Below are 15,054 nucleotides of genomic sequence, written 5' to 3'. Positions count from 1 at the left end.
CGCGGGAGCGCCGGCGGCGGCGCCGGCCCCGGCCGGGCTCGGCACCGGAGCCGCGGCGAGCTGCGCGTGCAGGAGTTCGACGAGCTCGATGACCTGGCCGATCGCGGGCACGGCGGGCGCGTTCTGCAGCACGGCGGCGACGTCGAGCGAGGCGGCACGGTCGGCGAGCATCCGCAGGCGCGCGACGGCCTCCTCGCCGTCGGGCCCCTGGGCGACCCGGGCCACGGTCTGTGCGGCGGTCAGGGTGAGGGTCAGCGACTCGGCGCCGATGTCGGCGGCCAGATCCAGATAGTCCGCGACGTCGGCGGCGATGCCCTCGTCGGGGCGTTCGGCGAGCAGGTCCGGCGGAGCCGTGACCGTGATCAGGCGGAGCCCGGCCTCGCGCAGCCGTCGCCGGTAGTCGTCGCGGACCCGGGCGCCGAGGTGGATCCCCAGGGCCCCGCCGGGACCCGCGGCCAGACCGAGGACGCTCACGCCGTGCGCCCGGCACCGTTCGATCACCTCGTCGAGGCTGGCCGCCCCGTCCACCAGCCGGCCGGGCGCCGGTTCACCGGCGCCGGCGGGTGCCGCGTTCGTCATGGGGTCAGTCTTCCACGGCCGTCGGCGGACGGCCGATCGGCCCCTCCGGGCTTCACGCGCACACCTCTGGTCGACACCGACGCCGAGTGTGAGGAAGACGCGCGCATCCGGCGTGCGTGACCGCGACGTCCGCACTCTCGGCGACGGGGACCGCGACGTCCGCACTCTCGGCGACGGGGACCGCGACGTCCGTACTCTCGGCGACGGGGACCGCGACGTCCGCACTCTCGGCGACGGGGCTGGCGACGGGGACCGCGACGTCCGCACTCTCGACGACGGGGCCGGCGTCAGAGGGCCTCGCCGAGCTCCAGCCAGCGCTCCTCCAGGTCGGCCGTCTCCTGTTCGAGCTCGTTGATCACCGCCATCTCCTTGCCCAGGCCGACGTAGTCCGCCTGGTCGTGGTCGGCGAGCGCGGTGCGACGCGTCGCGATCTGCTCGGACAGCTTCCCGAGCCGGCGCTCGATGGCGGCGAGTTCCTTCTGCGCCGCCCGCAGCTCCGCGCCGGAGAGCACCGAGGTCGACGCGGCCGACCCGGTCGACCCGGCCGACCCGGACCGGGTGCCGCCGGAAGAGGCGCTCGAGGACCGCGCCGACTCCTGGGCGGCCCGCAGCCGCAGGTACTCGTCGACCCCGCCGGGCAGGTGCCGCAGTCGCCGGTCGAGGATCGCGTACTGCTGGTCGGTGACCCGTTCGAGGAAGTACCGGTCGTGGCTGACCACGATGAGGGTGCCGGGCCAGGAGTCGAGCAGGTCCTCCATCGCCGCCAGCATGTCCGTGTCCAGGTCGTTGGTCGGCTCGTCGAGGATCAGCACGTTGGGCTGGTCGAGCAGGATGAGCAGCAGCTGGAGCCGCCGTTTCTGCCCGCCCGAGAGGTCCTTCACCGGCGTCGACAACTGGGCGGAGGAGAAGCCGAGCCGCTCCAGCAGCTGCCCGGGCGTCAGCTCCTGCGCCTTCGACCCCGTGCCGAGCGTGTAGGTGGTGCGCAGCCGCCCGATCACCACCCGCACCGGGTCCGCGAGGTGCTCCTCCAGCTCGTCGAGCCGCTGGGTGAGGGTGGCGACCTTGACGGTCTTCCCGCGCTTGACGCGCCCGCTGGACGGGTCCACCGCGCCGTCGATCAGTCCCAGCAGCGTGGACTTGCCGGCGCCGTTGACGCCGAGGATGCCGGTCCGCTCCCCCGGGGCGAGCCGCCACTCGATCCGGTGCAGCACCTCCCGGTCGCCGTAGGCGACGGAGACGTCGAGCAGGTCGACGACGTCCTTGCCCAGCCGCGAGACGGCGAGGGACTGCAGGTCCACCCGGTTGCGGATCTCGGGCACGTCGGCGATCAGGGTGTTCGCCGCGTCGATGCGGAACTTCGGCTTGGACGTGCGGGCGGGCGCGCCGCGGCGCAACCAGGCCAGCTCCTTGCGCGCGAGGTTCTGCCGCCGGGCCTCGGACGCCGCCGCCTGCCGGTCCCGTTCCACCCGCTGCAGGATGTACGCCGCATAGCCGCCCTCGAACGGCTCGACGATCCGGTCGTGCACCTCCCACGTGGCGGTGCACACCTCGTCGAGGAACCACCGGTCGTGGGTGACGACGAGCAGGCCGCCCGCGTTGACCGCCCACCGGCGCTTGAGGTGCCCGGCCAGCCAGGTGATGGCCTCCATGTCGAGGTGGTTGGTGGGCTCGTCGAGGGCGAGGATGTCGTGGTCGCCGCGCAGCAGCCGCGCCAGGGAGACGCGGCGGCGCTGGCCGCCGGACAGGCTGCCGAGCCGGGCGTCCCACGGCAGGTCGCCGAGCAGACCGGCGATGACGTCACGGGTGCGCGCGTCGCCGGCCCACTCGTGCTCGGGGGTCTCGCCGACGACGGCGTGGCCGATCGTCTCGTCGTCGGGCAGGGTGTCGGCCTGCTCCAGGACGCCGATCCGGGTGCCGCCCCGGACGGTCACGCGCCCGCCGTCGGGCTCGCGCCGCCGGGCCAGCATCGCGAGCAGCGACGACTTGCCGTCGCCGTTGCGGCCGACGATGCCGATCCGGTCCCCCTCCTCCACGCCGAGGGTCACGGAGTCGAAGACCACCTTGGTCGGGTACTCGAGATGGAGGGCCTCGGCCCCCAGCAGATGCGCCATATCCCTTCCAGGGTAGGCGAGACGGCGGGCCCGGCGGGACGGCCGCCGGACCTCAGCCGCTCGTGCGGGAGAGGATCTGGGTGCCGGTCACCGGGCCGGTGACCGGCACCGCATCGATGCCCCGGTGACCGAGGCTGGTGGCGACCGCCTCGGCGTCGTCCTCGTCGAGGCACAGCAGGGCGAGAGTGGGGCCCGAGCCGGAGACGATGCCGGCGAGCGCCCCGGCGGCCAGGCCCTCGGCGAGCACCGGTCGCAGCTGCGGGGCGAGGCCGAGCGCGGGCTCCTGCAGGTCGTTGTGCAGCACGGCGGCCAGGCCCTGCGGATCACCCGCACGCAGGGCGTGCAGCACGTCCGCCGGTGCCGCCGGAACGGGGATCCGGTCGGGGCCGGCGCCACCGGTCACGGCGCGCCGGTGCTCGTCGAGGGCCGCGAAGGCGCGCGGGGTGGAGATGCCGAAGTCGGCGGGGACCAGCACCCAGTGGAAGGGCACCGGGGCGAGCGCCGGCGTCAGCTCGGTGCCCGTGCCCAGGCCGACGGCCACGCCGCCGAGCAGGGCGAACGGGACGTCGGCACCCAGCTGTTCGCCGAGTCGCGCCAGCTCGCGCGAGCCCAGGGCGGTGCCGAACAGGGCGTCGCAGGCGACGAGCGCGGCGGCCGCGTCGGCCGAACCGCCGCCCATCCCGCCGGCCACGGGCACCGCCTTGCTCAGGTGCAGGTGGACGCCTCCGTCCCAGTCGGAGGCGGCCAGGACGAGGGCGGCCGCGCGGGCGGCGAGGTTGGTGGCGTCCCGCGGGATGGCCGCGAGCAGGTCGATGCCGGAGTCCGCCCGCCGGCGGGCCCGGGCGGCCAGGACGCTGCCGGGCGTGAACTCCACGCTCAGCCCGATGCCCGGCTCGTCGGTCGCGGTGGCGGTGACGTGCTCGAGCAGCGAGACCGCCTGGTAGACGCTGGCGACCCGGTGATAGCCCGACGACAGCAGGGGGCCGACGAGGAAGCAGACGTTGATCTTGCCCGGCGCGCTGACCGTGACCGAGCCGGTGGGGGTGGGCACGTCAGCCGGCCCGGTACTGGGCGAGCCGGGCGAAGGCAGCGACGTCGAGCGTCTCCCCGCGGGCGGCGGGGTCGATGCCGGCCGCCCGCAGGGCCGTCTCGGCGGCGGCCGGTGAGCCGGCCCACCCGGCCAGGGCGGCCCGGAGGGTCTTGCGACGCTGGGCGAAGGCGGCGTCGATGACGGCGAACACCTCGCGCCGGTCCGCCGTCGTCGGTGGCGGCGGCTGCCGGTGGAAGGCGACCAGCCCCGAGCTGATCCGCGGGGCGGGCCAGAAGACGTTCGCGCCGACGGTCCCGGCCCGGCGCACGCGGGCGTACCACGCGGCCTTCGCCGAGGGCACCCCGTAGACGCGGCTGCCGGGGCCGGCGGCGAGCCGGTCCGCGACCTCCTCCTGAACCATCACGAGGCCGTGGGTCAGGGTGGGGACGGTCTCGAGCAGGTGCAGCAGCACCGGCACGGCGACGTTGTAGGGGAGGTTCGCGACCAGGGCGGTGGGCCGTCCGGGCAGGCCGGTGACGCTCGCGGCGTCGGCGGTCACCACGGAGAGGGCGACGGCCCGGTCGGGCCGGTGCCGGCGCACCGTGCCGGGCAGCTGTCCGGCGAGCACCGGGTCGATCTCCACGGCGACCACCGCGGCGGCGGCGTCGAGCAGGCCGAGCGTGAGCGAGCCGAGGCCCGGGCCGACCTCGAGCACCGTCTCGTCCGCGGCGACGTCCGCGGCGGCGACGATCCGCCGGATCGTGTTGGGGTCGATGACGAAGTTCTGACCGAGCGTCTTGGTCGGCTGCACGCCGGCCTGCTGCGCGAGCTGACGGATCTGCGCCGCTCCCAGGAGGCCGGCGGTGGAGCCGGCCGCGGGCACCGGGAGATCAGCGGTCATGCAGTCATCGTAGCGACGCGGCGGCCCCGGCCTGATCGCGGCCGGACGCCGGCCTCGGCACCGGCCGGTCCACCGCCGAGGGGTCCGTGCCCGGGTCCGCCGGCGGAACCGCGGAGGGCGGGGCGGTCGACGACGGCGCGGACGGCGCCGGGGGCGCCGGCTCGACGGGGCGGGTGGGATCGGACCGGGTGGAATCGGACCGGGTGGAATCGGACCGGGTGGAATCGGACCGGGTGGAATCGGACCGGGTGGGATCGGACCGGGTGGGATCGGGCGAGCCCGTCGACGGGTCGGCCGGCGCCCCGGCCGGTCCGGTGGGGCCCGGCGGGGTGAGCCGGCCGAACGGGGTCGCGTCCTGGCCGGGCCGGTCCAGGGTGCCCACGGCGACGATGCGCGAGACGGGCTGCCGCACGGTGACGGTGCCGACGAGCACCCGACCACGCGGCTGACCGTCGACGGTCCGGGCGGCGTAGGTGCGCACGATCTCCCCGGGCTCGCCCTCCCGCAGGACGACGGTCTCATCGTTCCGGCGGGCGGGATCCTGGCGCACCTCGGTGCTGCAGGGCACGCTCTCGCGTTCGGTCACCGTGGCGCCGGTGCCGATCCGGGTGACCGTGATGCGCAGGCGTGTGGTCGGCACGCTCGCCGCGTCGGGCGCCACCTGGTCCTGGCGGCCGATCCGGATGCCCTGCTCGGTGATGGCCTGCCGCACGGTCGGTGCCGCGGTGCGCACGGTCCGGGTCCGGCCGTCGACGCTGATGGAGACGTTCTTCGGGGTGGCGATGACGAGCGGGCGCGGGACGGACGCCAGGTCCCGGTCCGCGGGCACGGCGGCCCGGGTACCGGCCGGCAGGCCGAGCGAGCCGAGCAGCTGCCCGACGGTGCGCAAGGGCGTCGTCAGGTGCCGCGGCCGGCCGTCGATGGTCACATCCACGTCCCGGGCCCGGGTGATGCGGATCGCGTCGTCGTCGCCCACCGGACGGTCCAGACCCGGCTCCACCACGTCCTGGGCGCCGGCGATCACCCCGGCCTCGGCGAGCACGTCCGCGACGCGCTCGGCGTCGGACTGCACGGCGGTACTGGTCGGTCGGTCCGCGCCGTCCACCTCGGTGATGGTCACGGTGCGCGCGGACGAGGCGACGGCGAGGCCGACGGCGCCGGCGACGACCAGCACGGCGACGAGGACGGCGGCGACGAGCGCGCCGACGAGGCGCCGGCGCGCGCGGCCGTTCACGCGGATGTTCACGAGCGGGTGCCCCCCGGCGTCGGACGATGGCGCCCACCGGAGGGCCGCTGCGGCGGCGCTGGTCCGGGACGGGGGCCACGGGGCGGACCACGGCCACCCCTCCCCTCGACCGTAACCGAATCGTGACCTGATGGCCAACCGAGACCGCGCCCGGCCGGTTCGCCGGTCCCGGGCGCGGCCGCGTCAGCCCGCCGGAACGGGCCCGTCGGAGGACCAGGACCCGTAGACGCGCTCGGTGTTCTCGCGCAGGGTGGCGCAGAACTCGGCCACGTCCACCTCGCGGGTCGCGGCCATCGACCGCACGGTGACCGGGATCAGATAGCTGGCATTGGGGCGGCCGCGGTGCGGGTGCGGGGTGAGGAACGGCGCGTCGGTCTCCACCAGCACCCGATCCGGCCGGGCGATGCGCAGCGCCTCACGCTGGGCGTCGGCGTTGCCGAACGAGACCGTGCCGGAGAAGGACAGGTACCAGCCGCGGTCGTTGCACAGCCGGGCGAGCTCCGCGTCCCCGGAGAAACTGTGGAACACGACGGCGGGCGGTTCCGGCGCATCCTGCAGGATCGCGACGACGTCCTCGTGGGCGTCCCGATCGTGGATCTGCAGGGCCTTGCCGAGGCGGTGCGCGAGGTCGAGATGCCACCGGAACGCCGTGTGCTGCGGCGCCGCGTCCTCGCGCCGGGTGCGGAAGTAGTCCAGGCCGGTCTCCCCGACGGCACGCACCCGGGGATGGGCCGCGAGCGCCTCGATCTCGGCGAGGGCGGCGTCCAGGTCGCCGCGGCTCGCGTAGCGCACGGCGTCGTTGGGGTGGATCGCGACGGCGCCGAGCAGGCGGGGATCCCGCTCGATCGCGGCGACCGTGAACCGGGAGGACTCGAGGTCGCAGCCGACCTGGACGGCGCCGGCCACGCCCACCCGCTCGGCGGCGTCCAGGGCCGCGGCCACCTCGACCTCGACGAGGCCGTCGTGGAAGTCCAGGTGCGTGTGGTTGTCCATCACCGGGACCGGGAGCGGCTCGGGGGCGGGCGGGTAAGTGAGCCGGCGGGAGCGGCCGTTCTCCCCCGTCGAGCTGCGCCGACGGCCCGCTCCCGTCCGTGCGTCGTCCATCCCGGGGCCGGCCGGGTCCTCGGGCGGAGTCCGGTACTCGGGGGGCGTGTCCTCGGCGGGGGGCGGCGGGACGGCGGAGGAGGAGACCATCCGTCCAGCGTAGTCAGGGGCGGGTTGGGTACGCTGGTCCGATCGCGGCCGCGCACGCCCGTCGGGCAGTACGCGGCGCCGCGCCGTCACGAGCGGAGAGTCCATGGCGAGCAACGCCGATCCCGGCACCGCGGCCGACCTGACCGAGGCACCGTTCGCCGCCCTGACGACGGCCGTCCTCGACGCGATCGGCACGGTCATCGACGGCAAGGCCGACGCGGCGCGCACCGCGCTGACGGTGCTGCTCGCCGAGGGGCATCTCCTGTTGGAGGACGTGCCGGGGGTCGGCAAGACGCTGCTGGCCCGTTCCCTCGCGCGCACCATCGACGCGACCGTCAGCCGGATCCAGTTCACCCCCGACCTGCTGCCGTCGGACGTGACCGGGGTGGCGATCTTCGACCAGCGCACCACGGCCTTCGAGTTCCGGCCCGGCCCGGTGTTCGCCCATCTGGTCATCGCCGACGAGATCAACCGGGCATCGGCGAAGACCCAGTCCGCCATGCTCGAGTGCATGGAGGAGCGGCAGGTCACCGCGGACGGCGTCACCCACCTCCTGCCCGAGCCGTTCATGGTGGTCGCGACGCAGAACCCGCTCGAGATGGAGGGAACCTACGCCCTGCCGGAGGCGCAGCGCGACCGGTTCATGGCGCGGGTGGCCCTGGGTTACCCGGACGAGGACGCGGAGATCACCATGCTCCGCACCCACCAGTCGGTCTCGCCGCTGGAGGAGCTGCGGCCCGTGATCGGGCTGGCGGAGGTCGCGTCCCTGATCCGGCAGGTGCGGGCGGTGTACGTCTCCGACGCGGTGCACGCCTACGTGGTGCGGATCGGGGCGGCCACCCGCACCCATCCCGGCCTCGCCCTCGGCGCGAGCCCGCGGGCCCTGCTGCAGCTGCTGCGGGCGGCCAAGGCCGAGGCCGCCCTCTCGGGCCGGGACTGGGTGCTGCCGGACGACGTCGCCAGGCTGGCCCCGACCGTGCTCACCCACCGCCTGGTTCCGGTGCGACGGTCGGCCGACCCCGAGGCCGGGGTCGCCGACGCGCTGGCCTCCATCCTGCGGTCCGTCCCGGTCGACCCGGGCCGGGGCTGACGCCGGCGCGCCGAGGCAGGGAGAGCGACCGTGTATCGCGACCGTGCCGATCGGGGCGCACCCGCGGCCGGCGACCGGGGCCGCGGCCCGGGCGGTGCGGGCGCGCGGCCGGTGGGCCGGCGCACCCCGGCGCGGTCGGTGGACGGCGTGCGCCGGCCGTTGACCCGTCGCGGCTGGTGTTTCCTGGCCGTCGGGGTCGCGGTGCTGCTGGCGGCGCAGCTGCTGGGCCGCCGGGACCTGCTCTCCCTCGGGGTCTTCCTCCTCCTGCTGCCCGTCGCGGGCCTGCTCTACCTGCGCTGGTCCCGGCCGGTGCTGAGCGCCCGGCGCTGGTTCGAACCGGAGCAGGCCGAGGTCGGGCGGCCGGTGCGGGTGCACCTGGCGGTCGACGGCACGGTGCACGGCGTGCGGGCGCTGGCCCAGGAGGACGTGGACCCGGCGCTCGGCGCCCCGCTCCGGTTCCGGGTGCCGGACCCGGGCCAGGCACCGGCGACCGGTCGCACCGGCGGGACCGGCCGCGGTCAGCCCGTGCACAGTCGCTACCGCTACGAACTGCACCCGACCCGGCGCGGCGTCTACACCGCCGGTCCGCTGCGATTGCGTCGGCAGGACCCCTTCGGCATGACGGCGCGGCACGTCCTCACCGGCGACGCCGACCCGGTCCTGGTGCGTCCCCGGCTGGTGGACCTGCGCGGCGGCCAGGAGGAGGGCTGGCGGGACGCGCGCGGGCTCGTCCCCGCCGTCCGCACCACCGCCCACACCGACGTCGACGTCAGCACCCGCGACTACCACCCCGGCGACCCGATCCGGCGCGTGCACTGGCCCGCGAGCGCCCGGCACGGCAAGCTCATGGTGCGGCAGGAACTGAGCACGACCACCCCGCCCGCGGTGCTGCTGATCGACGACCGGATCGGTGCCCATCTCTCCCGTACCGGTGCGGCGTTCGCCCCGGCCCCGGGCAGCGGCGAGCTGGTGACCAGCGACGGATTCGAACTGCTGGTGAGCCTGGGGCTGTCCGTGGCGGCCGAGCTGAGCCGGGTGGGAGCGGACGTCGTGGTCCGCTCCGCCGACGGCCGTCCCCTGCTGGAGACCAGCCCGACGGCGATCGACCCCGCCCAGGACGTGTTCTCCCGGTCCACCGGTGTCGCCGACCTGGCGGTGGGGCTGGCCGGTCTCTCCCTGCGTGAGGCCGCGCGCCGGAACCGCGACGACGACCGCCGGTCCCGGCGCCCCAGCCGTCCCGAGCGGGCCGCCGACGGCGCCGGTCCGGGGCGGCACGGGCATCGGGTGTTCGAGCCGTCGGTGCTGGGCGGGCTGTCGCACGACGTGCCCGACGGCGACCTGTTCGTGTTCGCCGGGGAGCTCACCGACACCGAGACGACACGGCTGGCCGCACTGGCCGGCACCGTCGCGGCCGCCCACGTGGTGCTGGTCGTGCCACGACCGGACGCTGCCGGACGCACCCTGAACCGGCTGCGCGACGCCGGCTGGGCCGCCCTCGCCGTCGACCGGCACGAGACGGTCCGGTCCGTCTGGGACGCGTGGGCCCACCAGCGCGCGAGCCGGCCGGTCCGTCAGTACCGCGCCGTTCCGCCCGGCACCCTCGCGCCCTCCGCCGTCGCCCCCGCGAACGGCCCCACCGGATCGGGACCGGGTCGATGAGCCCCGTCGCTGCGCGTGCCGGCGACCGCGCGGGTGCCTCGCCGGCGGGCACCCGCGGGGCCCGGGACGCCGCCCGGGGTCCGCGCCGGCTGGACCCGCTCGGCGCGGTGCCCGCCGCCGTCGTCCTCGTCGCCGTCGCGCTGACCCTGCCGCCGGTCACGGGGGTGCTGTTGGGCGAGGCCTGGATGGTGCCCGTGCTGGTGTGCGCGGCGCTGGCACTGGTCCCGGTCGCGGCGCTGCGTGTGGTGCGGGCGCCGGACGGCCTTCTCACCGTCGCCGGTGCCGTCGCCCTGCTGGCAGCCGTCAGCGCCGTGTACTTCCCGAGCACCACGGTGGCCGGGGTGGTGCCCACGCCCGCCACCCTCACCGCGGCGGGGAACGCGCTGACGGCGACCTCGGACCTGGTCCGCACGTCGGTGATCCCGGTCGAGGCCGACACCGGGACGCTGCTGCTGCTCTCCGTCGCCGCGGGACTGATCGGCCTGGTGGTCGAGGCCCTGGCCTTCAGCCTGCGGATGCCGGCGCTGGGCGGCGTTCCCCTCGTCGCGCTGCTCCTGGTGCCGGCGCTGATGCGGCCGGACAGCATCGGGGTGGCCGGGTTCGCCGGCGGGGCCGTCGCCTATCTGCTCGTGCTGGCCACCGGGCACGCCTGGTCGCTGCGCCGCGTTTCCGCCGGGTCGCCGCGCCGTGCCCCCGCGGGCACGGACGCCGGCGACGGCGCGGTCTCGGTGGCGCCGGAGGGCCCGGGGCGGGCGAGCGACCCGGTGGATTCGGCGCCCGCCGGGTGGGTGTCGACGGCGATGCTCTGCGTCGTCGTCCTCATCGTGTCGCTCGCCCTGCCGGCCGCCGTCCCCGGCTTCACCACCGGCCTGTTCCCCCAGGGTTCCCGGCTCCGGCTCGTCGACCCGGACGACCGTGTCAGCCCGCTGATCCGCCTCGGCGACGACCTCAAGGCACCGCAGGCCGGCCGCGGCGAGGTGCGCTACTCGACGACCGCGGACACGCCGCTCTACCTGCGCATGTCGACGATCACGGCCCTGGAGGGCAGCCAGTGGGGACCGGACCCGGACGATCGGTCCTACCAGGCCCTGCGCAACTCCCTGACCGGCAGTCGTCCCGTCCCCGAGGGCGCCACCGACTACGCCCGGGTGATCACGAGCGGGTACGCCATGCCCTGGCTGCCGCTGCCCCAGAACTCCCGGTTCATCAGCACCGCGGAGGCCGGCTGGGTCGTGAACCCGTCGACCGGGGACGTGCGCACCGCCGACGGGCGCGGGTACCGGTCGGCCGAGTACGCCACCCAGCTGGTCACCCCCGAACTGACGCGACAGCAGCTGCTCGCCTCGCCCAACCGGGTCCCGGCGTCGCTCGCGTCCACCCTGCAGCTGCCCGCCCGGGTGCCGGCGGTGGTCACCGAGACGGCCGACCGGATCGCCGCCACGACCCCCGACCACTTCGCGCGGGCCCTGGCCATCCAGCAGTTCCTGCGCGGCGGGGACTTCAGCTATTCCCTGGACGCCCCCGGCCGGAACGGCTACGACGGCACCGGCATCCGCATCGTCGGGGAGTTCCTCACCCGGCGCGAGGGCTACTGCGTGCACTTCGCGTCGACGATGGCGGTGCTGGCCCGTCTGATGGGCATTCCGAGCCGGATCGTCGTCGGTCTGGGGCCGGGCCGGACGGCTGACGACGCCGTCGGCGACGTCAGCCGTGCCCCCCGCGGACAGGGCTGGCAGACCTTCACCTCGGACTCCCGGGACGCCCACGCCTGGCCCGAGCTGTGGTTCGAGGACTACGGGTGGGTCCCGTTCGAGCCCACGCCCGGTCGCGGTGTGCTGCCGGACTACACGGTGGCCCCCGGCAGCGGCGCGGCCGCAGCGCCGAACGACGACCTCGATCCGCAGCGGCAGCAGGGCGCGGCGCCGTCGGCCGCGACGGAGCCCGCGCCGGCGACGAGCACCCCGGGCGGCGCGACGTCCGACGCCACCGCGGTCAGCTCGCGGTGGCTCCTCGCCCTCGCGGCGGGCGGGGTGGTGGTGGCCGTGCTGCTGCTGGTGCCGGCGCTCGTCCGGGCGGGCCGCCGACGACGGCGTCTGGAGCGGGTGCGCGGCGGCGACGTCGGCGACGCGGCGGTCGCCGCCTGGGAGGAAGTGGTCGACACCGCCGTCGACGTGGGCCGCGGGTCCGGGGGGCACGAGACCCCGCGGGGTTTCCTCGCCCGGCTGGGAGCGAGCGCCGATCCGGCGTCGGGCGCCCTCCCGGTCGCGGCCGCCGACCGCCTGGTCGAGGCCGTCGAACGCGCCCGGTACGGCCCCCCGGTGGCCGCGGGTGTCGGCGGACCGACGACCGGTGCCGGTACGGGTCACGGGCACTCCCCGGAGCAGGACGGCGCTCGGCTCCGGGCCGCCGACGTGGAGGAGCTGCGCGCCGCGCTGCTGCGGCCGCTCTCCCGGCCCGCTCGGTGGGGGGCGGCACTCGCGCCGCGGTCCTTGCTCGCCGGCGCCCGGCCGCGGACCGCGGTGCCCCCCGGCCCGCGGACCCGGGGGCACCGGTCGACCGACCGCGCCGGGACCGGCGGCGGGGATCGCACCGACCAGCGGGGCTGAACGCCGCACGGCGCCCCGTCCGCAGGGACGGGACGCCGTGCGTCAGGCCGATTCGTCGGGCCGGGTTCGTCAGGCCTGGTCGGCCCAGGGGTCGGCGATGCCGACGTACTGGGTGGAGAGGTACTCGGAGAGACCCTCGGTGCCGCCCTCGCGGCCCATGCCGGACTGCTTGACACCGCCGAACGGGGCCGAGGCGTTCGAGATGACGCCGGCGTTCAGACCCAGCAGGCCGACCTCGAGCCGCTCCCCGATCCGCAGGCCGCGGTTCAGGTCCTTCGTGAAGACGTAGGCGGCGAGCCCGTACTCGGTGGCGTTGGCCAGCCGGACGGCCTCGTCCTCGTCGTCGAACACGGTGATCGGGGCGACCGGGCCGAAGATCTCCTCCTGCAGGATCCGGTTGCCGGCGGGCACGTCGGCGAGGACGGTCGGCTGGTAGAAGTAGCCCTCGCCCTCGGCGGGGGCCCCGCCGACCAGCGGCGTCGCGCCGGACTCGACGGCGGCGGTGACCAGCTCGTGCACCTTGTCGCGGCTCTTGGCGTCGATCAGGGGTCCGGTCGTCGTCGACTCCTCCGTGCCGCGGCCCAGCGTGAGGGCCTTCATCTTCTCGGCGAAGGCGGTGCTGAACCGCTCGGCGACGTCCCGGTGCACGAGGAACCGGTTGGCGGCGGTGCAGGCCTCGCCCATGTTGCGCATCTTCGCGGCCATGGCCCCCTCGACGGCGGCGTCGACGTCGGCGTCCTCGAAGACGAGGAACGGGGCGTTGCCGCCGAGCTCCATCGAGGTCCGCAGCACGGTCTCCGACGCGTCGGCGAGCAGCCGGCGGCCGACCGGCGTCGAGCCGGTGAAGGAGATCTTCCGCAGCCGCGCGTCCTTGATCAGGGGGCCGGTCACCTTGCCGGCGCTCGTCGTGGGGACGACGTTGAGCACGCCCGCCGGCAGGCCGGCCTCGATCAGTACCTGCGCGAACAGCTGCGAGGTGAGCGGGGTGAGGGCGGCCGGCTTGAGCACCATGGTGCAGCCCGCGGCGATCGCCGGGGCGATCTTGCGGGTGGCCATCGCCAGGGGGAAGTTCCACGGGGTGATGAGCAGGCACGGGCCGACCGGCTTCTTCACGGTCAGCACCCGCAGCTTGCCCTCCGGGGAGGAGGAGTAGCGGCCGAACGCGCGCACGGCCTCCTCGGAGAACCAGCGCAGGAACTCGGCGCCGTAGGTGACCTCGCCCTTCGCCTCGGCCAGCGGCTTGCCCATCTCGAGGGTCATCAGCAGGGCGAACTCGTCGGCCCGCGCGGTGACGGCGTCGAACGCGCGGCGCAGGATCTCGCCACGCTCGCGCGGGGCGGTGCGGGCCCACCCCTCCTGGGCGGCCGCGGCGGCGTCGAGCGCGGCCTTGCCGTCCTCGGGGCCGGCGTCGGCGATGCTCAGCAGGGTGCGCCCGGTGGCGGGGTCCTCGACGTCGAAGGTGGCGCCGCCGGTGGCCTCGCGCCACTCGCCCCCGATCAGCAGGCCGGTGGGGACCCGGTCCAGCAGCTCCTTCTCACGCTCCGCGATGGTGGCGACCATGGCACTCTCCTTCGATGTCCGGCTCGGGTGGTGTGCGACCGGCACCCGGTGCGGGTGCGCGGTGTCCGGGTTCCACGCTACGGGCGGCCTCGGGGGCTGTCCATGTGCACCCGGCCGGGCGAGGGCGGGGCCGGTGGTGCTGATGCACGATCAGGACGAGGGCTGGCGCAGGGCCGCCTCGTACAGGTCCCGACGGCTCAGACCGGTGCTCGTCGCGACCTGCGCGGCGGCGTCCTTCAGTCGCATCCCGTCGGCGCGCAGCCGGGCGACCTCGGCGAGGGCGTCGTCGACGGAGGCCGCCGGGCCGGCCGGCGCACCGGCGACGACGACGACGATCTCCCCGCGCGGCGGGTCCTCCCGGGTGCCGGTGAGCAGCTCGTCGAGGCTCCCCCGGCGGACCTGCTCGTGCAGCTTGGTCAGCTCCCGGGCCAGGGCGGCCTCCCGGGAGGGCCCGAAGGCCCCGGTCAGGGCGGCGAGCATCGCCTCGACCCGGTGGGGGGCCTCGAAGAAGACCATCGTCCGGGGTTCAGCGGCGAGCTCGGCCAGGCGACCGGCGCGCTCCCCCGTCTTCCGCGGCAGGAACCCCTCGAAGCAGAACCGGTCGGTGGGCAGGCCGGACAGTGCGAGGGCGGTCAGGACGGCGGACGGGCCGGGGGCGACGGTGACCGGTACACCCTCGCGCACCGCGGCACTGACCAGCCGGAAGCCGGGGTCGGAGACGGCGGGCATGCCGGCGTCGGTGACGATGAGCACGGTGGCACCGGCCCGGGCGGCCTCGAGCAGTTCGGGGGTGCGGCTCGCCTCGTTGTGCTCGTGGTAGCTGGTGATCGAGCCGGCGGTGCTGATGCCGAGGCCCTGCAGCAGCCGGTGCAGACGGCGGGTGTCCTCGGCCGCGACGATGTCGGCGGTGGCCAACAGGTCGCGGAGCCGGTCGGTCGCGTCCCCCAGGTTGCCGATCGGCGTCGCCGCGAGGACGATCCCGCCGGGTTGCTCACGCTGCTCCACATCGTCGAGGGTACCCGCGGGGGCGCCGGGCCCGGCCCGTCACCGGACGGGACCGTACCGGGCCGGCCCGTAG

The 15,054-nt window shown here is 75.8% G+C and carries 11 protein-coding genes; 3 read left to right on the top strand and 8 right to left on the bottom strand.

Features of this window, described 5'->3' with window-relative positions:
* The 6 genes from IEX22_RS10005 to IEX22_RS09980 all read right to left on the bottom strand — a co-directional run.
* A partial coding sequence (locus IEX22_RS10005; RefSeq protein ID WP_229659928.1) for a hypothetical protein occupies positions 1–579 on the bottom strand: 579 nt, incomplete at its 3' end.
* Between the two features lie 287 nt (positions 580–866).
* Positions 867–2,690 carry an ABC-F family ATP-binding cassette domain-containing protein gene (locus tag IEX22_RS10000; RefSeq protein WP_188668244.1) on the bottom strand — a complete coding sequence of 608 codons (1,824 nt, stop codon included), beginning with the start codon at positions 2,688–2,690 and terminating at the stop codon, positions 867–869.
* Positions 2,691–2,742: 52 nt separating this feature from the next.
* Positions 2,743–3,741, bottom strand: coding sequence for a 4-(cytidine 5'-diphospho)-2-C-methyl-D-erythritol kinase (locus IEX22_RS09995; RefSeq protein WP_188668242.1), 999 nt, complete (start codon positions 3,739–3,741; stop codon positions 2,743–2,745).
* Between the two features lies 1 nt (position 3,742).
* Entirely contained in the window at positions 3,743–4,621 is an 879-nt protein-coding gene (gene rsmA / locus IEX22_RS09990; protein WP_188668240.1) for a 16S rRNA (adenine(1518)-N(6)/adenine(1519)-N(6))-dimethyltransferase RsmA, read from the bottom strand.
* 4 nt (positions 4,622–4,625) lie between these two features.
* Complete coding sequence (locus IEX22_RS09985) at positions 4,626–5,867, bottom strand: ubiquitin-like domain-containing protein (protein ID WP_188668238.1); 1,242 nt, start codon at positions 5,865–5,867, stop codon at positions 4,626–4,628.
* Between the two features lie 183 nt (positions 5,868–6,050).
* Positions 6,051–6,971: a TatD family hydrolase gene (locus IEX22_RS09980; protein ID WP_188668262.1), complete on the bottom strand. Its 921-nt coding sequence runs from the start codon at positions 6,969–6,971 to the stop codon at positions 6,051–6,053.
* A 193-nt stretch (positions 6,972–7,164) separates the two neighbouring features.
* Here IEX22_RS09980 and IEX22_RS09975 point away from each other — a divergent pair, with 193 nt between their 5' ends.
* The 3 genes from IEX22_RS09975 to IEX22_RS09965 are packed head-to-tail and all read left to right on the top strand — an operon-like array spanning position 7,165 to position 12,416.
* Positions 7,165–8,151, top strand: a complete 987-nt coding sequence (locus IEX22_RS09975) for an AAA family ATPase (protein ID WP_188668236.1) — start codon at positions 7,165–7,167, stop codon at positions 8,149–8,151.
* 30 nt (positions 8,152–8,181) lie between these two features.
* Complete coding sequence (locus IEX22_RS09970; protein WP_188668234.1) at positions 8,182–9,810, top strand: DUF58 domain-containing protein; 1,629 nt, start codon at positions 8,182–8,184, stop codon at positions 9,808–9,810.
* On the top strand, positions 9,807–12,416 hold the full coding sequence (locus tag IEX22_RS09965) for a transglutaminase TgpA family protein (protein ID WP_188668232.1): 2,610 nt from the start codon (positions 9,807–9,809) through the stop codon (positions 12,414–12,416). The genes IEX22_RS09970 and IEX22_RS09965 overlap by 4 nt, the downstream gene beginning before the upstream one ends.
* A 69-nt stretch (positions 12,417–12,485) precedes the next feature.
* Here the strand turns inward: IEX22_RS09965 and IEX22_RS09960 are convergent, their stop codons facing one another.
* Together IEX22_RS09960 and rsmI are read right to left on the bottom strand one after the other, a co-directional pair.
* Positions 12,486–13,976 carry an NAD-dependent succinate-semialdehyde dehydrogenase gene (locus IEX22_RS09960; RefSeq protein WP_188668230.1) on the bottom strand — a complete coding sequence of 497 codons (1,491 nt, stop codon included), beginning with the start codon at positions 13,974–13,976 and terminating at the stop codon, positions 12,486–12,488.
* 150 nt (positions 13,977–14,126) lie between these two features.
* Positions 14,127–14,981 carry a 16S rRNA (cytidine(1402)-2'-O)-methyltransferase gene (gene rsmI / locus IEX22_RS09955; protein WP_188668228.1) on the bottom strand — a complete coding sequence of 285 codons (855 nt, stop codon included), beginning with the start codon at positions 14,979–14,981 and terminating at the stop codon, positions 14,127–14,129.
* Positions 14,982–15,054 lie beyond the last annotated feature (73 nt).

This window comes from Tersicoccus solisilvae (assembly GCF_014643255.1).
GTDB classification, from domain to species: domain Bacteria; phylum Actinomycetota; class Actinomycetes; order Actinomycetales; family Micrococcaceae; genus Tersicoccus; species Tersicoccus solisilvae.
Note: the sequence above shows the minus strand (reverse complement) of the source record. Positions and strands in the feature narration are given on the sequence as shown.

Bases quoted from the DNA above. Each gene is read 5' to 3' on its own strand.
- IEX22_RS10000 (WP_188668244.1), bottom strand. From the start codon at position 2,690: ATGGCGCATCTGCTGGGGGCCGAGGCCCTCCATCTCGAGTACCCGACC.
- rsmA (WP_188668240.1), bottom strand. From the start codon at position 4,621: ATGACCGCTGATCTCCCGGTGCCCGCGGCCGGCTCCACCGCCGGCCTC.
- IEX22_RS09980 (WP_188668262.1), bottom strand. From the start codon at position 6,971: ATGGACGACGCACGGACGGGAGCGGGCCGTCGGCGCAGCTCGACGGGG.
- IEX22_RS09975 (WP_188668236.1), top strand. From the start codon at position 7,165: ATGGCGAGCAACGCCGATCCCGGCACCGCGGCCGACCTGACCGAGGCA.
- IEX22_RS09965 (WP_188668232.1), top strand. From the start codon at position 9,807: ATGAGCCCCGTCGCTGCGCGTGCCGGCGACCGCGCGGGTGCCTCGCCG.
- IEX22_RS09960 (WP_188668230.1), bottom strand. From the start codon at position 13,976: ATGGTCGCCACCATCGCGGAGCGTGAGAAGGAGCTGCTGGACCGGGTC.